General features: G+C 69.3%; 24 protein-coding genes. 7 read left to right on the plus strand and 17 right to left on the minus strand.

Annotation, left to right across the window (positions count from 1 at the left end):
• Nucleotides 1–13: 13 nt before the first annotated feature.
• The gene (locus AC1MED_RS00290) at nucleotides 14–310 is read right to left on the minus strand and encodes a hypothetical protein (RefSeq protein ID WP_479784801.1); all 297 of its coding nucleotides are present in this window, start codon (nucleotides 308–310) and stop codon (nucleotides 14–16) included.
• Between the two features lie 195 nt (nucleotides 311–505).
• On the opposite strand from AC1MED_RS00290, the gene purB reads away from it, so the two are divergent.
• From purB to AC1MED_RS00310, 4 genes are all read left to right on the plus strand, one after another.
• The gene (gene purB, locus AC1MED_RS00295; RefSeq protein WP_479784803.1) at nucleotides 506–1,948 is read left to right on the plus strand and encodes an adenylosuccinate lyase; all 1,443 of its coding nucleotides are present in this window, start codon (nucleotides 506–508) and stop codon (nucleotides 1,946–1,948) included.
• 108 nt (nucleotides 1,949–2,056) lie between these two features.
• Entirely contained in the window at nucleotides 2,057–2,932 is an 876-nt protein-coding gene (locus tag AC1MED_RS00300; RefSeq protein ID WP_346958832.1) for an endonuclease/exonuclease/phosphatase family protein, read from the plus strand.
• A gap of 52 nt (nucleotides 2,933–2,984) precedes the next feature.
• Nucleotides 2,985–3,656 carry a histidine phosphatase family protein gene (locus AC1MED_RS00305; protein ID WP_479784805.1) on the plus strand — a complete coding sequence of 224 codons (672 nt, stop codon included), beginning with the start codon at nucleotides 2,985–2,987 and terminating at the stop codon, nucleotides 3,654–3,656.
• Nucleotides 3,657–3,760: 104 nt separating this feature from the next.
• Nucleotides 3,761–4,264, plus strand: a complete 504-nt coding sequence (locus AC1MED_RS00310; protein ID WP_479777519.1) for a GNAT family N-acetyltransferase — start codon at nucleotides 3,761–3,763, stop codon at nucleotides 4,262–4,264.
• A gap of 24 nt (nucleotides 4,265–4,288) precedes the next feature.
• On the opposite strand, the gene AC1MED_RS00315 is transcribed toward AC1MED_RS00310, so the two are convergent.
• The 4 genes from AC1MED_RS00315 to AC1MED_RS00330 form a co-directional block, all read right to left on the minus strand.
• A complete protein-coding gene (locus AC1MED_RS00315) occupies nucleotides 4,289–4,681 on the minus strand; it encodes a nuclear transport factor 2 family protein (RefSeq protein WP_479784807.1) in 393 nt (130 codons plus the stop codon).
• 117 nt (nucleotides 4,682–4,798) lie between these two features.
• Nucleotides 4,799–5,989 carry a 4-hydroxybenzoate 3-monooxygenase gene (locus tag AC1MED_RS00320; protein ID WP_479784809.1) on the minus strand — a complete coding sequence of 397 codons (1,191 nt, stop codon included), beginning with the start codon at nucleotides 5,987–5,989 and terminating at the stop codon, nucleotides 4,799–4,801.
• 110 nt (nucleotides 5,990–6,099) lie between these two features.
• Nucleotides 6,100–6,879, minus strand: a complete 780-nt coding sequence (locus tag AC1MED_RS00325) for an IclR family transcriptional regulator (protein ID WP_479784810.1) — start codon at nucleotides 6,877–6,879, stop codon at nucleotides 6,100–6,102.
• 99 nt (nucleotides 6,880–6,978) lie between these two features.
• Nucleotides 6,979–8,031 (minus strand): FUSC family protein, encoded by a 1,053-nt coding sequence (locus AC1MED_RS00330; RefSeq protein ID WP_479786724.1) that lies wholly within the window; start codon nucleotides 8,029–8,031, stop codon nucleotides 6,979–6,981.
• A gap of 213 nt (nucleotides 8,032–8,244) precedes the next feature.
• On the opposite strand from AC1MED_RS00330, the gene mscL reads away from it, so the two are divergent.
• Nucleotides 8,245–8,760 carry a large conductance mechanosensitive channel protein MscL gene (gene mscL, locus AC1MED_RS00335; RefSeq protein ID WP_346958933.1) on the plus strand — a complete coding sequence of 172 codons (516 nt, stop codon included), beginning with the start codon at nucleotides 8,245–8,247 and terminating at the stop codon, nucleotides 8,758–8,760.
• On the opposite strand, the gene AC1MED_RS00340 is transcribed toward mscL, so the two are convergent.
• On the minus strand, nucleotides 8,757–9,710 hold the full coding sequence (locus AC1MED_RS00340; protein ID WP_479784811.1) for a diacylglycerol/lipid kinase family protein: 954 nt from the start codon (nucleotides 9,708–9,710) through the stop codon (nucleotides 8,757–8,759). The genes mscL and AC1MED_RS00340 overlap by 4 nt on opposite strands.
• 210 nt (nucleotides 9,711–9,920) lie before the next feature.
• On the opposite strand from AC1MED_RS00340, the gene AC1MED_RS00345 reads away from it, so the two are divergent.
• Both AC1MED_RS00345 and AC1MED_RS00350 read left to right on the plus strand, forming a co-directional pair.
• Nucleotides 9,921–10,154 (plus strand): hypothetical protein, encoded by a 234-nt coding sequence (locus tag AC1MED_RS00345; RefSeq protein WP_479784813.1) that lies wholly within the window; start codon nucleotides 9,921–9,923, stop codon nucleotides 10,152–10,154.
• Between the two features lie 111 nt (nucleotides 10,155–10,265).
• Nucleotides 10,266–10,628: a hypothetical protein gene (locus AC1MED_RS00350; protein WP_479784815.1), complete on the plus strand. Its 363-nt coding sequence runs from the start codon at nucleotides 10,266–10,268 to the stop codon at nucleotides 10,626–10,628.
• Here AC1MED_RS00350 and AC1MED_RS00355 read toward each other — a convergent pair.
• From AC1MED_RS00355 to AC1MED_RS00405, 11 genes are all read right to left on the minus strand, one after another.
• Nucleotides 10,597–11,415, minus strand: coding sequence for an IclR family transcriptional regulator domain-containing protein (locus AC1MED_RS00355; protein WP_479784817.1), 819 nt, complete (start codon nucleotides 11,413–11,415; stop codon nucleotides 10,597–10,599). The genes AC1MED_RS00350 and AC1MED_RS00355 overlap by 32 nt on opposite strands.
• Nucleotides 11,416–11,521: 106 nt before the next feature.
• Nucleotides 11,522–12,190, minus strand: coding sequence for a 3-oxoacid CoA-transferase subunit B (locus tag AC1MED_RS00360; protein ID WP_479784819.1), 669 nt, complete (start codon nucleotides 12,188–12,190; stop codon nucleotides 11,522–11,524).
• 1 nt (nucleotide 12,191) lies between these two features.
• A complete protein-coding gene (locus tag AC1MED_RS00365) occupies nucleotides 12,192–12,851 on the minus strand; it encodes a 3-oxoacid CoA-transferase subunit A (protein ID WP_479784821.1) in 660 nt (219 codons plus the stop codon).
• A gap of 3 nt (nucleotides 12,852–12,854) precedes the next feature.
• Nucleotides 12,855–14,069, minus strand: coding sequence for a thiolase family protein (locus AC1MED_RS00370; protein WP_479786726.1), 1,215 nt, complete (start codon nucleotides 14,067–14,069; stop codon nucleotides 12,855–12,857).
• A gap of 8 nt (nucleotides 14,070–14,077) precedes the next feature.
• Nucleotides 14,078–14,521 carry a 4-carboxymuconolactone decarboxylase gene (gene pcaC, locus AC1MED_RS00375; protein ID WP_479784822.1) on the minus strand — a complete coding sequence of 148 codons (444 nt, stop codon included), beginning with the start codon at nucleotides 14,519–14,521 and terminating at the stop codon, nucleotides 14,078–14,080.
• Nucleotides 14,518–15,336 (minus strand): alpha/beta fold hydrolase, encoded by an 819-nt coding sequence (locus tag AC1MED_RS00380; RefSeq protein WP_479784824.1) that lies wholly within the window; start codon nucleotides 15,334–15,336, stop codon nucleotides 14,518–14,520. Before AC1MED_RS00380 ends, pcaC begins: the two co-directional genes overlap by 4 nt.
• Nucleotides 15,329–16,840, minus strand: a complete 1,512-nt coding sequence (locus AC1MED_RS00385; RefSeq protein ID WP_479784826.1) for a lyase family protein — start codon at nucleotides 16,838–16,840, stop codon at nucleotides 15,329–15,331. Before AC1MED_RS00385 ends, AC1MED_RS00380 begins: the two co-directional genes overlap by 8 nt.
• Nucleotides 16,837–17,454 carry a protocatechuate 3,4-dioxygenase subunit alpha gene (gene pcaG, locus AC1MED_RS00390; RefSeq protein ID WP_479784827.1) on the minus strand — a complete coding sequence of 206 codons (618 nt, stop codon included), beginning with the start codon at nucleotides 17,452–17,454 and terminating at the stop codon, nucleotides 16,837–16,839. Before pcaG ends, AC1MED_RS00385 begins: the two co-directional genes overlap by 4 nt.
• Nucleotides 17,447–18,352: a protocatechuate 3,4-dioxygenase subunit beta gene (pcaH, locus tag AC1MED_RS00395; RefSeq protein ID WP_479784829.1), complete on the minus strand. Its 906-nt coding sequence runs from the start codon at nucleotides 18,350–18,352 to the stop codon at nucleotides 17,447–17,449. The genes pcaG and pcaH overlap by 8 nt, the downstream gene beginning before the upstream one ends.
• 45 nt (nucleotides 18,353–18,397) lie before the next feature.
• A complete protein-coding gene (locus AC1MED_RS00400) occupies nucleotides 18,398–20,326 on the minus strand; it encodes a bifunctional sugar phosphate isomerase/epimerase/4-hydroxyphenylpyruvate dioxygenase family protein (RefSeq protein WP_479784831.1) in 1,929 nt (642 codons plus the stop codon).
• The gene (locus AC1MED_RS00405; RefSeq protein WP_479784832.1) at nucleotides 20,326–21,207 is read right to left on the minus strand and encodes a shikimate dehydrogenase; all 882 of its coding nucleotides are present in this window, start codon (nucleotides 21,205–21,207) and stop codon (nucleotides 20,326–20,328) included. The genes AC1MED_RS00400 and AC1MED_RS00405 overlap by 1 nt, the downstream gene beginning before the upstream one ends.
• Nucleotides 21,208–21,252 lie beyond the last annotated feature (45 nt).

A 21,252-nucleotide genomic window follows, 5' to 3' on the forward strand; every position in this document is an offset into this window, starting at 1 on the left:
GTGGCCTCCGCCATCAGTACCCCGGGCGGCCGGACGACAGCGCCACACTCTGGGCGTGCCGCAGCACCACTGCCGTGGCGTCCTGCAGCCCGTCCCGGCCCCGCCGCAACGATGCGGCCTGCAGCGACAGCGTGGTCCGGTAGGCGCGGCCGGCCGGGGACTGCCAGGTCTGGAGTTCCAGCTGGCTCAGCGTGGCGAGCACGGCGCCTGCCTGCTCGGCGCACGCCGCAACCCTGGCAGCCAACTGCTGGACCTCGTAGCTGCGTGAGGCGCAAGCCGCCGCCTCCGCTGCCGTCACCGTGCCTCTCATGGACGGGGCTCCCTTCGTTCGTGGTTCTGTCCCGGTTCGACGCTAGGCACCGGCCGCCGGCGCCGGAAGCGGCCGGGGCGGTTATGTGGAAAACCGGCGGGTCCGCGCCGGCGGCGCACCCGCACCGCCGGGACGCAATGTCATACGGGGATGGCCCACTTAAGGCCCGGCGGCACTTCGTGAAAGAATCGGACCATGCCTGAAACTGCCGCCACAGCTGAGACCCGCACGCCGTCCGGACGCCTGGCCCTCGCCGCGTCCGACCACCAGATCGCGCTCGGCCCGCTCGACGGCCGCTACCAGTCGGCGGTCGCGCCGCTGGTGGACTACCTCTCCGAGGCCGCCCTCAACCGGGACCGGGTAGCCGTCGAGGTTGAGTGGCTGATCCACCTGACCAGCAACAACGTGCTGCCGGGCGCCGGGCCGTTGAGCGCCGAGCAGCAGGAGAAGCTGCGCGCCGTCGTCACCGAGTTCGACGCCGCATCGGTTGCCGAACTGGCCGAAATCGAGGCCGTCACGGTGCACGACGTCAAGGCCGTGGAGTACTACATCGGCCGCCGGCTCCCCGGCATCGGGATCGAGCACCTGACCGCGCTGGTGCACTTCGGCTGCACCTCCGAGGACATCAACAACCTCTCCTACGCGCTGGGTATCAAGGGCGCCGTGGAGGACGTGTGGCTGCCGGCGGCCCGGAAACTCGTCGCGCAAATCAGCGCCATGGCCGAGGCCAACCGTGCGGTGCCGATGCTCTCGCGCACGCACGGCCAGCCCGCCACGCCCACCACGCTCGGCAAGGAACTGGCCGTGATCGCGCACCGGCTGACCCGCCAGCTGGACCGCATCGCCCGGACCGAATACCTCGGCAAGATCAACGGCGCTACCGGCACCTACGCAGCCCACGTCGCCTCCGTCCCGGGCGCCGACTGGGAGCAGGTCGCCAAGAGCTTCGTGGAGGGCCTGGGCCTGGCCTGGAACCCGCTCACGACCCAGATCGAAAGCCACGACTGGCAGGCGGAGCTGTACGCCGACGTCGCGCGCTTCAACCGGATCCTGCACAACGTCTGCACCGACATCTGGAGCTACATCTCGATCGGCTACTTCGCCCAGGTCCCGGTGGCCGGCGCCACGGGCTCCTCCACGATGCCGCACAAGGTCAACCCGATCCGCTTCGAAAACGCGGAAGCCAACCTGGAGATCTCCTCCGGCCTGCTGGACGTGCTGGGCTCCACCCTGGTCACCTCCCGCTGGCAGCGGGACCTCACGGACTCCTCCTCGCAGCGCAACATCGGCGTGGCCTTTGGCCACTCGCTGCTGGCCATCTCCAACGTGGCCAAGGGCCTGGACCGCCTGGACGTCGCGGAAGACGTCCTCGCCAGGGACCTGGACACCAACTGGGAGGTCCTCGGCGAGGCGATCCAGATGGTCATGCGCGCGGAGGCCATCGCCGGCGTCGCCGGTATGGAAAACCCGTACGAACGGCTCAAGGACCTGACCCGCGGTCAGCGGGTAGACGCCGCGCGGATGCAGGAATTCGTCCAGGGCCTGGGCCTGTCCGCGGACGCCGAGGCACGGCTCCTGGCCCTGACCCCGGGCAAGTACACCGGCATTGCGGACAAGCTGGTCGATCACCTGGCGTAGCCGGGAGGTCCTGAATTCACCTTCCGGCAGGCCGCCGTTTACGCAGCCGTCGAAGACTGGCCAGCTTTCGCCAGGAAGCTGGGACTGTTACCGACCCGAGGAGACCCCTTGCCGAGCGACTCTCCGTCGACAGCACGGACTGTTCTGACCGACCCCGGCCCAGCCGACGCGGACGCTGCCGCGGACGCGGCGGCGTTGAGCCTGATGAGCTTCAACATCCGCTGTGACATCGCGGCGACCCTGCCGGGGCAGGCCGACTACTGGCCCGAGCGCGTTCCGGCACTGCAGGCAGTCCTGGCGGAGGAACTGCCGGAGGTGCTGGGCATCCAGGAAGGCCTGGAGCACCAGCTGGCGGTGATCGGCGAGGCCCTCCCGGAGCACTACCGGATGATCGGCCACGGCCGCGAAGGCGGCAGCCGGGGCGAGCACTCCTGCATTTTCTACGACTCCCGCCGCCTGAAGCTGCAGACCTGGGACCAGTTCTGGCTCTCCGACACGCCCCATATCCCCGGCTCGGCGACGTGGGGCAACGACGTCACCCGGATCGCCACCTGGGGCCGGTTCGAAGACAACTGCACCGGACGCGAGCTGATGGTGGTCAACACCCACTTCGACCACGAGTCCGAATACGCCCAGCTGCGCAGCGCGGACGCCATCGTCGAGCACACCGCCAAGGTCGGCTCCGGCCTGCCGACCGTCCTGATGGGCGATTTCAACGCCGACGCCGGCGCCTCCGGCGCATACAGCACCCTGGTGGGCAGCGGCACCTTCCGGGACTCCTGGGCTGTGGCGAAGCAGCGGCTGACCCCGGAGTACGGGACGTTCCCGAACTACAAGGACCCGGTCATCGGCGAAAGCCGGATCGACTGGATCGCCGTCACGCCGGACATCCAGGTTGCCGAGGCCGCGGTCAACACTTTCCGGCTGGATGACCGGTACCCCAGTGACCACGCCCCGATCCAGGCCACGGTCAGGATCCCCTGACCGCGGGACAGCGCCGCAGGGAGGGCCGGGCGCAGCCGGTAAAATCGCTGCCATGAGGCTTCTGCTGATCCGCCACGGCCAGACCCCGGGCAATGTCCTCGGGCAGCTGGACACCGCCCATCCGGGACCGGGCCTGACCGAACTCGGTGAACGCCAGGCGCACGCGCTGGCCCGCTCTTTGGCGAACGAGCGGATCGGCCTGCTCTACGCGTCCACCCTGATCCGCACCCAGCTCACGGCTACCCCGCTCGCCACCACCCGCGGCCTGGACATCGAGGTGCTGGAGGGGCTGCGCGAAATCGAGGCCGGGGCGCTGGAGAAGCTCACCGACCGCGAATCCCACCTGCGCTACCTCGGCACCGTCTTCGCCTGGACCGCGGGCGAACTGGACCGGCGGGTGCCGTCCGGCCCCAGCGGTCACGACTTCTTCGAGCGTTACGACGACTCAATCGCCCGGATCGCCGCCGCTGCCTCGGCCGGCGACGACGGCGCTGCCGTCGCCGTCGTCAGCCACGGGGCCGCGATACGGGTCTGGACGGGGTTGCGCGCGTCCAACGTCGAGGCGGAGTTCGCCGCGCGGCATGTGCTGGCGAATACCGGCATCGTGGCGCTGGAGGGCGACCCCGACGCCGGCTGGCGCCTGATCCACTGGGATGACAGCCCGGTGGGCGGACTCGCCCTGGCGGACCCGACGGCGGAGGACCCCACCGGCCGCCCCGCCTGATGCGCCGGCGGCGATTTCGCAGAACCCTAACCTGCAGGAAACACCATCGAAACCGCCGCTCCATAGCCTTGGTCTGCATAACCCTTCGGCGAAGCGAGGCAGCGATGCAGACCAATCCGCGGCTCAACATCCGGCAGGTCCCCTGGACCAACCCCGTGGGCGCCGACCTGCGGGCAGCCCAGCAGGCGGAACTGGATGCCCGCTTCGGCCACAGCGCGCACGAAGCGGGGCCACCGCCGTCGGAAGCCGACACCGCCGTGTTCCTGCTCGCCTACGAGAAGGGCTCCGGACAGCCCGTCGGCTGCGGCGGGCTGCGGTTGCTGGACGAGCACACCGCCGAGATCAAGCGGCTCTACGTGCTGCCGTACACCCGCGGTTCAGGCGTGGCCAGTTCCATTCTGGCTGCACTGGAGGGCCACGCCCATGCCCTGGGCATCACCACCCTGACCGCGGAGGCGGGGTCGGTGCAGACCGACGGGCGGCAGTTCTACCAGAACTCGGGCTTTGTGGCCGTGCCGAACTTCGGCCCGTACATCGGCGTGGAGCACTCGTACTGCTACGCGAAGCGGATCGATTCGCACAGCGCCGCGCACACCGCGATGGCCTAGGCGCAGGGCCCGGCTGGCGAGCGGTCAGGTCCAGAAATCGTCTGCCGTGGCCGTGTCCTCGAAGTACTCCCGGCCCTCGGCGATCTTTCCATCGCGGACCACGAACGTGATCACGGTGCCCATGTCCAGGGTCTTGCCGTTGCCTTCCCCATGGGTTTGCTGGATTGCGACCGTGTAGTTTTCTCCGCCAACGACGTCCTGGACGTTGGCCTGGAAATTACCCTGGGTGCGCGCTCCCAGTTCGCCGAAGTACGCCAGGATCGCGTCGCGGCCCTGCTTCGTTCCCGATAGCACGCCGCTTCCGGCCACATGCCAGACTGCGTCCTCCGCGAACAGCTCGCTGAGGGTCGCCATATCCCCTGCGTTGAAGGCCTCGTACCCCCGCCGGACCAATTCAACATTCTCTGCGGTTCCCATGATCGGACACCTCTCCGTCGTCCTTGTCGGGTCATGCTGGGACGGTTTAAGGCTAGTCCCGGCCCGGGGTACTGTCGACGGAAATCTGCGGAGCTGCCGGAGCCACCGGCGGGGCCCCTAGCCGCCTGCGGGCCAGCCGGTGTAGGCCTCGGCCAGGTAGGCGCGGCCGTGCCGCGATGACACCACGGAGTTGAGTTCGCCGAGCTGGCGGGCGCGGGCGAAGTCGTCGGCGTCGGCCGGGGTATGCAGCATGGAGGTCATCCAGTAGGAGAAGTGCTGCGCCTTCCAGACCCGGTCCAGGGCGCGGTCACTGTACAAGTCAAGGAGCATGGTGGACCCGGTCTTGTAGAAGCTGTCCAGGCCCCCGAACAGCACCCGGACGTCGTGGATGGCCAGGTTGAGGCCCTTGGCGCCGGTCGGCGGGACGGTGTGGGCGGCGTCGCCGGCCAGGAACAGTTTGCCGTGCCGCATCGGGGCGTGCACAAAGCTGCGGAACTTCAGGACCGTCTTGTCGATGACCGGGCCCTCCTTGAGTTCGAAGCCGTTGCCGTTGACGCGGCTGCGGAACGCTTCCCAGATGCGCTCGTCGTCCCAGTTGTTGACGTCCTCGTGCGGGTCGCACTGGAAGTACATCCGCTGCACGGTCTCGGTGCGCTGGCTGATCAGCGCGAAACCGTTGTCCGAGTTGGCGTAGATCAGCTCATCGGAGCTGCGCGGCGCCTCGGCCAGGATGCCGAACCAGGCGAAGGGGTACTCGTGGAAGTACCACTTTCGGTCCGCCTCGGGGATCTGGACCCGGCAGTGGCTCCGCGAGCCGTCCGCCCCGGCGATAAAGTCGGCCTGCAGCTCGAACTCGGTGCCGTCGGCGTCCGTGAACCAGACCCTAGGTGAGCCTTCGATGTCATGGATGCTGGTGTCCGTCACGCTGTACCGGACGTCGCCGCCGTCGGCTTCCCGGCGCGCGGCGAGGTCCCTGAAGACGTCGGTCTGCGGGTAGAGCCAGACCGACTCGCCCACCAGGTCCTGGAAGTCGATGCGGTGGCTTTCTCCGTTGAACCGCAGTTCGATGCCGTCGTGGCGGTCGCCGTCGCGCAGCACCCGGTCGGAGACGTCGCTGTCCACGAGCAGGTTGACCGTGCCGTGTTCGAGGATGCCCGCCCGGACGGTTTCGGAGATTTCCTGCCGGCTCCGCAGTTCGACCACGGTGGACTCGATGCCTTCTTTGGCCAGCAGGTGGGAGAGCATGAGCCCCGCGGGGCCGCCGCCAACGATGGCCACCTGGGTGGCGATGACTTTTCGGGCTGCCATTGTGTCCTCGCTTCGTTGCGGGGTCCGGAACCGCGTGGCGGGTGCACGCCCGGGTTCCGGACCGGATCGGTGTTCTGGCTAACAGTGTGCCCCCGGAGCAGTGATCCGCGTTACATGTCTTCCATTGAACGGAAATCGAGGGCGGCGCGGGAGTCCCCCAGCCGACGTCCGATGCCCCGCGCCGCGGTCTGCAGCGCCGGCACCAGCGCCTGCAGCCGCATCTCGCGCAGCGGGACCACGACGCCGAGCGCCGCCACGGTCCGCTTCCTGGTGTCCCGCACCGGGACGGCGATTCCCCAGGTGTCGGGATCCACCACCCCGGCCAGCTGGGCATAGCCCTGGCCGGCCGCTTCGGCCAGGAGTGCCCGGAGGTCACCGGGCCGGAGCTGGCCCGCCGGCTCGCTGAACTGGCGCAGGTACGCGGACTGCACGGCGGCCGGCTGGTGGGCCATCAGGACCACCCCGGCGGAAGAAAGGTGCACCGGCATCCGTCCGGCGATCTTGGCGCGGTTAGCCACCGAGCCGCGGCGGGACAGCCGCTCCACAAACAGGGCGTCCCAGCCGTCCAGCACGGCCAGGTTCACGTTTTGGTTGAGCACCTGCTGGATGTCCTCCATAAAGGGCATCGCCGCCTGCCGGAGGGCCAGCGTCGGCGAATTCCGGTTGACCAGCTCCCACAGCCGCAGCCCCAGCCGGACCGACCCGGCGTCGCCCAGCTCAAGCAGGCCGTGCCCGGCCAACTGCCGGACCAGCCGGTGCGCGGTGGTCAGCGGCAGGCCGGCACGGTCCGCGAGGTCGGACAGCTGCAGGGCCGCGGAGCCCTCGGGGAAGGCCTCGAGCAGGCGCACCACACGGTCCACCACGGAGTCACCCGACCCGGAATTAGCCACGCGTCCCGCTTCCTGCGAACTGTTGTCTGCCTGGGACCAGTCTTCCATTGAACGGCGACCGCCGCCCGCCTCGCCCCCAGGTAACCCGCCGTTGTTGAGTTAGTTGGGCTGCGGGGCCGGGCGCGGGGCCAGCCGGCGCCAGAGGGCCGGGGCCAGCACGACGCCGACGCCGACGACGGCTCCGATGATGGTCTCCAGGAACCTGTCCCGCAGCAGGATTCCCGCGGGCACCCGGGCCACCAGCAGGGTCGAGATCAGCGCCAGCGGGGTGACGAAGATCTGGGCCAGCATGTACTGGCGGGCGATGAACATCTCGGCGCCGAACTGGCAGGCCGCAATGACCAGCACGGTCTGCCAAGGGGTGGGCTCCAGCAGCAGGATCGCCGCCAGCAGCACCAGCCCCAGCGCGGTGCCGATGATGCGCTGCACGCCGCGGCTGATGCGGTGACGCGTGCTGTGCCCCACCAGCGGCACGACGGCGGCCACCATGGCCCAGTAGTTATGGCCAAAACCGAGCCATTCGCCGGCCAGGGTGGCGAGGGTGCCGGCCAGCCCGGCCGCGACGAGGTAGCCCACCGCTTCGAGCCGGGCCACGCGGCGCTCCTCGGCGGCCAGCCGGACGCGCCGGGGCCATGCCCACGGCTGGCGGCGGCCCGGCGCCACCCGGGAGGACAGGCCAACCAGCAGCGAGAACGCCACCGTCAGGACAGCCACCAGCATTCCCTGCCAGAGCGGCGGCTGGCTGGGGATCGAGGCGATGGCCGCGAAGGCGAAGATGTGGAACAGCGATCCGGCCGGGCGGAGCCGCCACCAGGCCACGATCAGGGAGCAGCCGCCGGCCACCAACGTGGTTGCGAGGACCTGCAGCCAGGTAGTGGCCGACGGCGTCAGCGCGAAAGCTGACCCGGCGCGGGCGGTCAGGGCGCCGAGCAGGATCACGGCGAGCATGAGCGAGCCGGCGCGCAGCTGCAGCACGAACCGCCGGCCGTGGGGCTCGTTCCGTCCGTAGATCCCGGCGAAGGCGCCGAAAGAGGCGAAAATCGCCAGATCCAACCGGCCCAGCAATAGCAGCGTGATCAGCGGGACAAAGACGCCCACGGCGCAACGGATCGCGGCCTGGTGGTCTTTGTTGGCTGGAGCCATGGTGAACATCTCGGCGAGCAGTTTCGCAGGCTTCACAGGTGGAATGGGCTTTCCTTTGCAGTCGAACGGGGAACGACGGCGGCACTGGCATCCTCCTGAAGCGTACGCCGGATCCGCTGCCGAACCGGTCTCATTTTCCGTTCAACGGAAGGCGTGGTAGGCGGGTGAGGTGGTAGCGTCTATCGGTTGAACCACCCGCCCGGCACCATTTCAGAGGACCCCATGTTCAAAGGTTTCAAGGACTTCATCCTGCGCGGCAACGTGATCGAACTGTCCATCGCCGTCGTCGTCGGCACGGCTTTCACCGCACTGGTCACGGCCTTCACCACGAACATCGTGAACCCGATCGTCGCCGCGACGGGCGGCGTCCACGCCGACGGGCTCGGCTTTGCCATCTGGCCCGGAAACTCCAAGACGTTCGTGAACATCGGCGCTGTGATCACGTCGTTCGTGACCTTTATGATCACCGCGGCGGTGGTGTATTTCATTTTCGTGGCGCCAATGAACCGGCTTAACAGGATGGTCAAGCACCGGCTGGCCACCCAGGAACCCGAGGAAGAGCCACTCCCGGCGGACACCGCGCTGCTCGCGGAGATCCGCGACCTGCTGGCCGGCCTGGCCGGAAGCGGAGGAACCGCTGAGCACGCGGACGACGGCGCCCGTCCCGGGCCGCGCCCGGGCGACAATCTTCACCTGTCCGCCACGGCCCCGAAACAGCAGGCTTCGGCGACGAGCTAGGACAGCTCCGGAGGCAGCGTCATCCGGATGGTCAGCGCCTCGTGCTCCACTTCGACCCTGAGGTGCTTGGCCTTGCCGATGTGGTCGCCGTCAAGCTGGAACTCCAGTTCGTGCTCGAGGCTGATTTCCGCGGTCTTCCCGGCGAAATACTCCACCGACTTGTTCTTGCCGTTCTTCCGGCCGAACATGCCCGCCAGCACGCTGAACCAGCCCAGTTTGCCCTTCGGGGCCAGGAGCAGGACGTCGAGGATGTTGTCATCCAGCCTGGCGTCCGGAAAAACCTCCACCCCGCCGGTGATTTTGCCGCAGTTGCCTACCATCACGCTGCGGATCCGGCGGCGGACCGGGTGCTGGCCGTCGACGCTGATTTTCGCCTTCACGGGCTTGCCGGGCAGGTGCCGGATGCCGGCCTCCACGTAGGCGAGCCAGCCCACCCGGTCCTTGAGTTCGTCCACGGTGTTGGCCATGATCGCTGCGTCGTAGCCAAGGCCGGCCATGACCAGGAAGAGCTGTTCGTCCTGGCTGTGGTCCAGCGTCGCCTTGACCACGTCCACTTTGACGTCCGCGCCGTTAAGGATGTCGTAGCTGGCCGCTACCGGGTCGGTGATGTCGACGTTCATGTTGCGGGCCAGCAGGTTGCCGGTGCCCATGGGGACCAGGCCCATCGGCGTCCCGGTGCCCGCAAGGACCTCGGCCACGCAGCGGACGGTTCCGTCGCCGCCGGCAGCAATCACGACGTCGACCCCCGCCTCGAGTGCTTCCCGCGCCTGGCCCAGGCCGGTGTCCTCGGCCGTGGTCTCCAGCCAAAGCGGCTCAGTCCAGCCCTGCGTTTCGCAGAGCCGGTAAAACGCGGCCTTGAAGTCCTCGCCGGAGGATTTCATGGGATTGACGATCACGGCGGCGCGCTTGGTCTGAACGGTGGTGTCCTGCGCGGCATTGGTCTGTGGCATGGCGTCCTTTGGCAAGTAGGCGGGAGGTGCCCGCAGGGAAATCCTATCGGTGCCGGCGGCCAACTCTTGCAGCGGGGCGCGGAATCATGGACGCGCTGTGTGGCCGGTCACTACACTGGCCATGTTCAGGAACTGAAGCGTGCCGGCTCGGCCGGCTGCCTCTCCGGATTCGCCGGGGCGGCCGCGTTCCAGGCGCGGAAGGCGGGGCACATGACCGGACCAGAAGGAAACTATTCAGCCGAGGCTGAGGCATCAAGCAGGGATCCGCACGACTGGGGCCGGGCGATGGCGCTGGCCCTGACCCGGCTGGCAGAGCAGCTGGCCCCGGAGGACAGCGAAGACATGCACGCCAGCCTCGTGGACCGGCCGCTGAACCTGCTCATCCGTGACGAAGCGGCCGGGGTCACCATCACCGTATCGACGCCGTCGGGTTCCGAGCGGTGACGCCCGGCTGAAATAATGCCGCGGAATTCGTCATTTCCCGGCCTGGTTGTGCCAGACTGGGCGGGATTTACCGGCCCGCTGCGGACCGGGACACTGATCTCATTTGGGGGAATGATGACAGAGCGCGCAAATTTTGACGCCGGAAAACCATCCGATTCTTATCTCAGGGCCGAGCCGGGCTATGGCCAACTCTGGCCCGACGGCGCGCCCTGGCCGGATTCCTCGGAGCACCGGCACGCGCAGCTGCCGGCGCTGCCCCTCCCCAAGGCCCGGCCCGAATCCCGCGACCGCAGGAGCCGGGGAACCGTCCTTGCCCTTGCCGTGGCCGCAGTCGTGGCGGCCGTCGCGCTCTGGCTGATCCTGTGGAAGCTGGGCTGGCCAGCGTCGATCGCCGGGTTCCTGACGGCTTCCGGGGCCGCCTGGCTGGTCCTGGCCGGCGTCGTTACCGTCCGGCGGAGAGGTCCGCGGAAATGAGTTCGGCGGTGGCGACGGCGGCCTCGCGCACCGCGGCAACGTAAGCCTCCGGATCCGGTTCGGCGGCCACGGCCTGGGCTTGCAGCGAGACGTTGATGGCCGCGACCACTTTGTCCGGCCCGTCGTGGATCGGCGCGGCCAGGGACATCAGCCCCAGCTCCAGTTCCTGGTTCAGCAGGCACCAGCCCTGCGCCCGGACGGTGTCCAGCTCCGCCAGCAGCCCTTCGCGGGTGCCGATGGCACGCGGCGTCAGCGGACGGATCTCAGCCGCGGCCAGGTACTCCTGGAGTCGCGCAGGCGGCAGGCCGGCAAGCAGGACCCGGCCCATGGACGTGGCGTAGGCAGGGAACCGGGTGCCCACGGTAATGCCGACGGTCATGATCCGCCGCGTCGCGACCCGCGCGATGTAGACGATGTCCGTCCCGTCAAGGACGGCGGCCGACGTCGACTCCCCGAGCTTGAGCGAAAGCTCCTCCAGGTGCGGGTGGGCAATCTGCGGCAGGGACAGGCCGGACAGGTAGGCGTAACCGAGCTGCAGCACCTTGGCGGTCAGGGCGAAGGTCTTGCCGTCGGTACGGACGTAGCCGAGCTCCACCAGGGTGTGCAGGAAACGACGTGCCGTGGCGCGGGTGAGGCCGGTCCGGGCCGCCACCTCGGTCAGCGTCATCAGCGGATGCTCGGAATCGAAGGAGCGGATCACCGCCAGTCCCCTCGCCAGCGACTGCACGTACTGGTCGCTGGCCGACGGCGCCCCGCCGGTCCGGGTGCCCTGTGCTGCCTCAGTCATTTCACGCCTCTCGATCACGCATCACTCTATCGGCGCGAACGTACACATCAGGGCCGGCAGGGGCGCTCCGGCGGGGCCCGAAGTGTACGTTCGCGCTATGGGGGGGTCAGGCGGCGGCCGTGAGCGGCACCGGCACCAGGGCCTGCAGCTCCTCGAGGGTGCAGCCGAAGGTCTCCCGCACCTGGACGCCGTCGGGTCCGGTCAGGAACACCGCCTTGTCCGTGTAGACCCGCGTGACGCAGCCGATTCCGGTCAGCGGGTAGCTGCAGCTTTCCACCAGCTTGGACACACCCTCGCGGGTCAGCAGGGTCATCATCACGAAGACGTCCTTGGCGCCGGTGGCCAGGTCCATGGCACCGCCGACGGCCGGGATCGCGTCCGGAGCGCCGGTGTGCCAGTTCGCGAGGTCGCCGGTCGCGGAGACCTGGAACGCGCCCAGGACGCAGATGTCGAGGTGACCGCCGCGCATGATCGCGAAAGAGTCGGCGTGGTGGAAGTAGGAGGCGCCGGGCAGTTCGGTCACGGGAATTTTGCCCGCATTGATGAGGTCGTCGTCGATCTGGTCACCGGTGGCTTCCGGGCCCATCCCCAGCATGCCGTTCTCGGTATGGAGGGTGATGTTCTGCTCCGGTTCGAGGTAGTTGGAGACCAGGGTGGGCTGGCCGATGCCCAAGTTCACGAACGAGCCGGGCCTGATATCCCGGGCCACCAGGCGGGCCAAATCGTCGCGGCCCAGCGGCGCGTCCGAAGTCTGGATACTCGTCTTGAGGCTCATCTCAGGCCACCTTCACAATGGTGTTGACGTAGATTCCGGGGGTCACGACGTTCTCGGGGTCCAGGGCGCCGGTGGGGACGAGCTCGGAGACCTGGACGATCGTGTGTTTGGCAGCCGCCGCCATGATGGGCCCGAAGTTGCGGGCCGTCTTGCGGTAGACAAGGTTGCCCTTGCCGTCGGCCTTGAGCGCCTTGATCAGCGCGACGTCCGCGTGGAGCGGGGTCTCGAACACCTGCCACTTGCCGTCCAAAAAGCGGGTCTCCTTGCCCTCGGCCAGCATGGTGCCGTAGCCGGTGGGGGTGAAGAAGCCGCCGATGCCGGCGCCGGCGGCGCGGATCCGCTCAGCCAGGTTCCCCTGCGGCACCAGCTCCAGCTCGATCTCGCCGGCACGGAACTTCGCGTCGAAGTGCCAGGAGTCGGACTGCCGCGGGAAGGAGCAGATCATCTTCTTGACCCGGCCCTCCTTGATCAGCAGCGCGAGGCCCTGGTCGCCCTGGCCGGCGTTGTTGTTGACCACGGTGAGGTCCGTGGCGCCGCAGTCCATCAGGGCGTCGATGAGTTCGAACGGCTGCCCGGCGTTGCCGAAGCCGCCGATCATCACCGTGGAGCCGTCCCTGATGTCGGCGACAGCCTCGCCGACGGTGTCAATGAAGTTCAGCATGTCCTAGCCCTTTGCAGCCGGTGCCGACGGTACGGCAGAAACGTTTTCGAGGACGATGGCGAGTCCTTGGCCGACGCCGATGCAGATCGCGGCGACGCCCCAGCGTTCCCCGGAGGCCTGCAGGGACCGGGCCAGGGTGCCCAGGATCCGTCCGCCGGAGGCGCCCAGCGGGTGGCCCATCGCGATCGCGCCGCCGTGCCGGTTCACGATTGTTGGGTCGATGCCCCAGGCGTTGATGCAGGCCAGGGACTGCGCGGCGAACGCCTCGTTCAGTTCGACGGCGCCGACCTGATCCCAGCCGATGCCTGCCTTCGCGAGGGCCTTGTTCGCCGCCTCCACCGGGGCGTAGCCGAAGAACTGCGGGTCGTTCGCGTGCGCGCCGCGGCCCGCGATCCGGGCCAGCGGCTCCAGCCCCAGGATCCCGGCCGCATCCTCGGACCCGAGCCACGCCGCGGAGGCCCCGTCCGAGAGCGGCGACGCGTTCCCGGCCGTGACCGTGCCGTTCTCGGCGCGGAACACAGTCTTGAGCCCGGCGAGCTTCTCCGCCGAGGACCCGGGACGGATGCCCTCGTCCCGGACCAGGTCGGTGCCCGGGACCGGGGTGACGAGGGTGTCGTAGAACCCCTCGTCCCAGGCCGCGGCGGCCAGGTTGTGCGAGTTCGCGGCGAACTCATCCTGCGCCGCCCGGCCCACCCCGTACTTGTCGGCCAGCCGCTCGGTCGCCTCGCCCAGGGACACGGTCCACTCCGGGGCCATGTTCTTGTTGACCAGCCGCCAGCCCAGCGTGGTGGAGACCAGCGACAGGTCCCCGGCCGGGTAGGGCTTCTCGGTCTTGGGCAGCACCCACGGCGCCCGCGACATCGATTCGACCCCGCCGACCAGCACCAGGTCCGCGTCCCCGGTGTTGATCTGCCGGGACGCGATCATCGCCGCGTCCAGCGAGGACCCGCACAGCCGGTTCACCGTGGTGCCCGGAACCGACACCGGCAACCCGGCCAGCAGCGTGCCCATCCGGGCGACATTGCGGTTCTCCTCGCCCGCGCCGTTCGCGTTGCCGAACACCACCTCATCGATCCGCCCGGCGTCGAGCCCCGGCGCACGCCGCACCACCTCGCCAATCACGTGCGCGGCCAGATCATCCGGGCGCACCCCGGCAAGACCGCCACCGAACTTCCCAAACGGCGTCCGCACGGCGTCGTACACAAAAGCCTGTTTCATCATTTCCTCTAAATTCTCTCCGCGTCCATGGAATGGAAAACCTGCTGCGCGGTCTTGAAGGCGGTGTTGGCGGAGGGGACTCCGCAGTAGATGGCGGTCTGCAGCAGGATTTCCTTGATCTCGTCCCTGCTCAGGCCGTTGGTGATGGCGGCGCGGATATGCATCGCCAGTTCCTCCCAGTGGCCGTGCGCCACCATCGCGGTAATCGTGACGGCGGAGCGCATCTGGCGGCTGATCCCGGGCCGGGTCCAGATCCCGCCCCAGGCGATCCGGGTGATCATGTCCTGGAAGTCCTCGGTAAAGGAATCCTTGTTGGCGTTGGCCCGGTCCACGTGCGCGGCGCCAAGCACCTCGCGGCGGACCCGCAGACCGCCGTCGTAGATCTCCTGGCTGGTGGCGTCCGGCTGAACCACACCGTTCCGCTCCGGCCCGCCGAGTTCGGGCCCGGTCACTGGCCCGCTCCGCGCGATTCGGTCCAGTTGATCAGGCTGCGCAGCAGGTCGGCCACGTGGCCCGGCGCCTCGAAGGGGGCCAGGTGCGCCACGCCTTCGAGGGTGACCGCGTTGGCCGTCCCGCCTCCGGCCGTGATCCCATCCACCATTTCCTTTGCGAGCGACGGCGGCGCGACAGCGTCCTCCGCGCCGGCCACCGCCTGGGTGGGGACCCGGATGCTGCCCAGTTCGCTCCGCACGTCAAAGCCGGCCAGGGCCTCGCAGCAGTATGCGTAGCTAAAGCGGTCCGCGTCGCGCAGGGTGTGCAGCAGCCGGCTGCTGCGGTCGGGCTCGCGCTCCATAAAGCCCGGCGCGAACCAGCGCTGGGCGGAGCCCTCGATCATCACCGGGGTGCCCTGGGTGCGGACGGTCTCAGCCCGCTCCAGCCAGCCTTCCGGGGTGCCGATCTTCGCGCCGGTGCACTGCACGGAGAGGCTCTTGAGCCGCTCCCCGTGCTTGATGCCCAACTGCAGGCCGGTGGCCCCGCCAAGCGAGACGCCGGCGTAGTGGAACTGCGCGCCGGGAGCGATCGAATCGACCAGTTCGACGACGGCGTCGGCGAGCTCGGCGATGGAAAAGGTTTCCGCCGCGGCCGGCGAGATGCCGTGGCCGGGCAGGTCCCAGGCGACGACGTCGACGTCGTCGCCCAGCAGGGCGCCGGCCTGGCTCCAGAGCAGCGTGGACGTGCCCAGGGACGGGCCCAGGACGAGGAGGGGCTTGTCGCCGAGCTCGCGCACGGGCGAGAGCAGTACGGCCTTGACGGTTGGTCTAGCCACGGTTGGCGCCTTTCACTTCAGTCGGTTGATTCGGTTCAGTCGGTTCGGGGCGGGCCTGCGCGGCGTCAGGCTGCGCGGGGTCAGGCTGCGCGAAGTCGGGCCACGCCGCGAGGATGCGGCGGCAGATTTCCGCGGCCTCGCCAAGGTAGTTGGCCGGGTCCAGCAGTTCTTCAAGCCGCTCATCGGAGAGCAGGCTGGCCGGGACTGCTGCGCGGAGGTGTTTCCGGTAGGCGCCGGGCTGTTCGGCCGCGGGCACCTGCAGGGTCTGGTCCACCACGTCCTGGAGCCGGCGCCGGCCGTCCGTCCCCAGCAGCGGCCCGACGGCGGCGGTCACCGCCTCGGAAAGCAGCAGCGGGCCGGAGAGGTCCAGGTTGCGCCGCATCGCCGACGGGAAGACCTGCAGGCCTTCGGTCAGCTCGCGTAGCTGGCCGGCGGCGCCCAGGGCCAGCCGGAGCAGGGAGCGCAGCGCGGACCACTCGGAGTGCCAGGCGCCGTCGGGCCGTTCGTCGTTGAAGTTGGCCGCCGCGAGGTGCAGCTGGGCGGCCAGCGCCGGTGCCTGCAGCGCGGCGCTGCGGACCAGCACGGACAGCACCGGGTTCTGCTTCTGCGGCATGGCCGAGGAGCCGCCGCGCCCGGCGGCGCGCGGCTCGGCGAGTTCGGCCACCTCGGGGCGGCTCAGGAACAGCACGTCGGCGGCGATCTTGCCTGCGGCGTCCGTCACGGCGGCCAGGGCGTCGCCGAGCGCGGTAACCGCGAGGCGGTTGGTGTGCCACGGTGCCGGGACCGCGGCCAGCCCCAGCCGGCCGGCGAGGCGGTCGGCGAGGTCGAGCGGCGCCAGCGACGAGCCTTCGGTCAGCACGGTGCCGGCCGCCAGGGTTCCGGCCGCACCCCCGGTCTGCACCGGAAACTGCAGGCCCTCAAGCCGGTGCGCGGCCGCGGCGAGGCCGTGAAACCACTGCGCGGCTTTCAGGCCGAAGCTGAACGGCAGCGAGTGCTGGGTCAGGCTCCGGCCTACGCACAGGGTCTGCTGGTGCTGGTGCGCGAGGGCGGCGAGGGCCGCCGTCGTGCACTTGATCTCGCCGAGCAGTTCCCGGACGGCGCCGGAAGCCAGCAGCATCAGGGCGGAGTCGAGCACATCCTGGCTGGTCAGCGAGGTGTGCACGGCCCGTGCGGCGCCGATCCCGGCGGTGTCGAGGGCCGTGACCTGCGCCCGGAGGTCGCCGAGCAGCGGGATCACCGGGTTGCCGCCGCCCTGGGCGCGGACGGCGATTGAAGCAATGTCATAGCGGTCAACGCCGGCGGCTTCCGCCACGAGGGCCGCGGAACCGGCCGGAGCGAGGGACGCCTCTTCCAGCACCTCCGCCCAGCGGGCTTCGACCCGGAGCAGGGCGGCGAGGACCGCCCGGTCCCCGGTCAGGGCCGCGACCGCGGGCGACGCCGACACCGGGCTCAGCAGGCCGACATCGCCGTCCTGCCCGAAGTCGCCGCGGTTGCCCGCCGTCACTGCGAGGCGTCCGGGGCGCTGTTTTCCTCAGCGCCGGTGCCCGCGGCGCTTTGGCCTTCGCCTTCGAAGTCGAGGAACACCGTCTCGCCCTCGCCCTGCAGCCGGATGTCCCAGCTCAGGCCGCCGTCCGGGTCGCGCCGGGCAATCAGGGTCCGGCGGCGCTCCGGATCGAGGGAGGACAGCAGCGGGTCCGCGGCGAGGGCTTCCTCGTTCTCCGGCAGGTAGACGCGGGTAAAGAGCCGGTTCATCAGGCCGCGGGCGAACACGACCACGGAGATGAACGGCGCTGCACCGGGCGCGGTGCGGCCGGGGTTGACCGTGGTGAAGGTGAAGACGCCGGTGTTGCCCACCGCGCTGCGGCCGAAGCCGGTGAAGGTGTAGCCGTCACGGACCAGCGAGCCGGTGCGCTGCGGGACCTGTCCCTCGGCGTCCGCCTGCCAGATCTCCAGGATGGCGTCCGGCACGGGGTGTCCCGCGCCGTCGTACACGGTGCCCTGCAGGCGGATGGAGCCGGCGGAACCGGGCGCCAGCAGCTCCCGGTCCTTGGCGTAGGGCAGGGCGTAGCCGTAGAACGGGCCCACCGTCTGGCCGGGTGTGGGGGTCAATTTACTCATGGTCGTCTCCTTCTGCACCCAATGCCTCGTTTTCGGTCCAGGTCCGCTTTGAACCGGTCAGGACAATGTCCCAGTTGTAGGCCAGCGCCCACTCCGGTTTGGTCTGGTCGTGGTTGTAGGTGGCAACCAGGCGGTCCCGGGCGTCCTGGTCCACGATCGACTGGTAGATCGGGTCCAGCGCGAAGAGCGGGTCGCCGGGGAAATACATCTGCGTGACGATCCGCTGCGTGAACTCCTGGCCGAACAGGGAGAAGTGGATGTGGGCGGGGCGCCAGGCGTTCAGGTGGTTCTTCCACGGGTAGGCGCCGGGCTTGATCGTGATGAAGCTGTAGGACCCGTCCGCGCCGGTGATGCAGCGGCCGACGCCAGTGAAGTTCGGGTCGAGCGGCGCCGGGTGCTGGTCGCGCTTGTGGATGTAGCGGCCGGAGGAGTTGGCCTGCCAGATTTCCACCAGCTGGCCCGCGACGGGCCGGCCGTCGCCGTCGAGCACGCGGCCGGAGACGATGATCCGCTCGCCCAGCGGTTCGCCGTTGTGCTGGATCGTAAGGTCGGATTCCAGCGCGTGCACGTCCATGTGTCCGAACGCGGGCGAGTACAGCTCAATGGTTTCCGGATCCGCGTGCTGCAGGCTCTTCGTCGGGTGCCGCAGGATGCTGCTGCGGTACGGCGGGTAGTCCAGCCGGGGCTGGGTTTCCGCCGGGGCGCCGTTGCGGCGGGCCTGTGCGTAAGCCTCCCCCAGTGCTTTCATCTCGTCGCTGAGGATCTGTTGCGATTCCGCCGCGGTGTCCAGGGCCGGGACAGCCTTTGCGGCCTGAGCCGGTGCCGCGGGCGCTGCGTCGGACACGTCTTCGGTGAGCGGGTCCGCGTTGAAAATTTCGAGGTTGATTTCTTCAGGCACAGCAGCCTCCTTTCGTTGGGGTGGGTCGGTCCTGGCCGGGTGCGGTCAGGCGGTGAGTTTCAGCTGGTGCAGGTGGTCGTACTGGACGGCGTGCCGGACCGGGGCGTTGGGGGCCCCGTAGCCGTCGTAGGAGCCGCGGCGTTCCACCATTTCGAAGAACACGCTGCCGACGGTGGCGGTGTAAAAGTGCAGGAACTCGCCGTCGGCGTCACGGTCATAGAGCAGATTCAGTTCGCGCAGGGTGGCCAGCAATGCGGGGTCCAGGTCGAAGCGCGCGTCCAGATCCTCGTAGTAGTTGGCCGGGATCTGCAGGAATTCCAGGCCGCGGCCGCGCGCGGCGCGGGCCGTCGCCACGAGGTCGTCGACGGCGAACGCGATGTGTTCCTGGTAGGTCCGGCGCTGCGTTCCCGGGGAAGCGGCGCCGGCGTCCGGGCCGGCCTCCTGCTGGAGCAGCGGGGCCAGGTTCAGCACCAGCCGCACGCCGCGGTCCCGCGTGGTCATCACCTGGGACCGGACCAGGCCGGTGGGGCTCGCCACCTCGGCGTACGGCTGGGGCTCCAGGGCCAGGGCGCTGGTGTAGAAAAGCACCGCCTCGTCGAAGTGTTGCCAGGGCTGCGCGAGGTTGACGTGGTCGATCACGGCCTGCGGGCCCGCGCCCGGGCCGGCTGCGTCGCCGGAGGTGCCGAATTCGTTGACCCAGGCGGCGGTGCCGTCCGGGCTGCCCTGGCACAGGAAGACCTCGGTGGAATCCGGGGCGGCGAAGCCCTGGAAAATTTCCTCGTTCGCCTGGCTCTTGCGCGGCACGGCCGGGGCTTTGAGCTGTTGCGCCCGCGCGGCGGCGATCACCGGGGAGTCGACGTCGAAGCCGACCGCGGCAATGGCGGTCTCCGCCGCGGCGGGCGCTTCCTCGTTGATGATCACGCGTGCGTGGCCCATGCTCCACAATTGCACATTCTTGGTCCGGTGCCGGCCGTTGAACGCGAACCCCAACTGGCCCAGCAGGGTCTCCAGCGCGGCGGTGTCCGCGGCCCGCACCTCGGCAAAATTGAACCCGGCCGGTTCGGCCACCCGCGGCAGCGTGGCCAGTTCCATCGGGTAGCGGCGGCGGCCGGCGCCGCCGGCGGCCTCGGCAGGCTGTGCCGACGAGGGGTGCGTCTCCAGCCATTGGGCGCTTTGCTCCTCCAGCCAGATCAGCGAGCGCATGGCATCCACGGCGGTGCGCTCGACGTCGGACTGCCGGAAGACGTCGTTGAAGACCTCCAGCGAGACGGGACCGGTGTAGCCGGCGCGGACCACGTGGCCCATGAACTTGGCGAGCTCGAACTGCCCCTCGCCCGGGAAGACCCGGTAGTGCCGGCTCCAGGACAGCACGTCCATGGACAGCTTCGGCGCGTCCGCGACCTGGACGAAGAAGATCTTCTCCGGGTTGAACTGCTCGATCGGGGCGGTGTCCCAGTCCCGGGACAGGATGTGGAAGGAGTCCAGGCAGGTGCCCAGGTTCGGGTGGTCCACCAGTTCCACCAGGCGGTGGGCGTGTTCATAGTCGTTGACGTACTTGCCCCAGGCCAGGGCCTCGTAGGCGACCTTCACACCGTGCTCACCGGCGAGGGCGGCGAGCCGGGACAGTTGCGCGGCGCGGAGCTCGTCGTCGTCGATGCTGGCGGTGGCCACATTGGAGCAGACCAGGATGGTGTCCATGCCCAGCCGGGACATCAGCCGGAACTTGGCCTCCGCCCGGCGCAGGTTCGCCGCGAGCAGCTCCTCCGGAACGCTGTCGAAGTCGCGGAACGGCTGGTAGAGGTCAAGGCTGAGGCCCAGGTCCGCGGCCATCGCCCGGATCTCCTCCGGGCTCAGCGACGACGTCACGAGGTCCTGCTCGAAGATTTCAATCCCGTCGAAGCCGGCGACGGCGCAGGCCTGCATCTTCTCCTTCAGGGTGCCGGAGAGGCAGACGGTGGCGATTCCGGTGCGCATCAGGCGGCCACCTCTTCGGCGGCGACGAGCTCCAGGAAGTGGGCCCGCATCCGGTCCGCGTCGGCCTCGAGACCGGTGAAGATCCGGAACGCGTCGGCGGCCTGCCCCACCGCCATCCGCCCGCCGTCGAGCACCTCGCAGCCCCTGGACCGGGCTTCGCGGACCAGCTCGGTCTCGATCGGCCGGTAAACGATGTCCGCGACCCAGTGCCGGGACTCCACCAGGGACATGTCCAGCGGGACGCCGGGGTGGGCGGCCATGCCCACCGGCGTGCAATGCACCAGCCCGTCGGCGAGCGGCATCAGCTCCGGCAGCTCCGCCGTCGTACGGGCCGTGACCTGGCTGTCCGGGAAGAAGCCGGCCAGTTCGGCCGCGCGGGCGGCGCAACGGGCCGCGTCGGTGTCCACGAGGTCCAGCTGCCGGACTCCGGCGGTCAGCAGGGCATAGGCGACGGCGGATCCGGCGCCGCCGGCGCCGAGCTGCACAACACGGTCCAGCTTCGCGCCGGGCAGGCCGGTAGCCAGGGCGGAGGCGAAGCCGGAGAAGTCGGTGTTGTGGCCGATGAAGCGGCCGTCCTCGATGGTCACGGTATTGACGGCACCGAGGCGCCGGGCGTCCGGTGAGATCTCGTGGAGGTGTTCGAGCACCAGCTGCTTGCAGGGGTGGGTGATGTTCAGTCCGTTGAAGCCGAGCCGGTGGGCGCCGGTCAGGAGTTCTCCGACGGCCTGGCCGGGAAGGCCCAGTTCGGTGAGGTCGATGGGGCGGTAAAGGTACCGGAGGCCCTGTACGTCGCCTTCGCGCTCGTGCATGGGGGGCGTGAGGGACGGCGTGACGCCATCGCCTACCAGGCCCACGAGGAAGGACTCTGCTCGGTTGCTCATCCGTCTAGCTCCTTTGACAACGGCACTCGGCGGCCGCGAAGTAGG

Source organism: Arthrobacter sp. BI5, assembly GCF_056680065.1.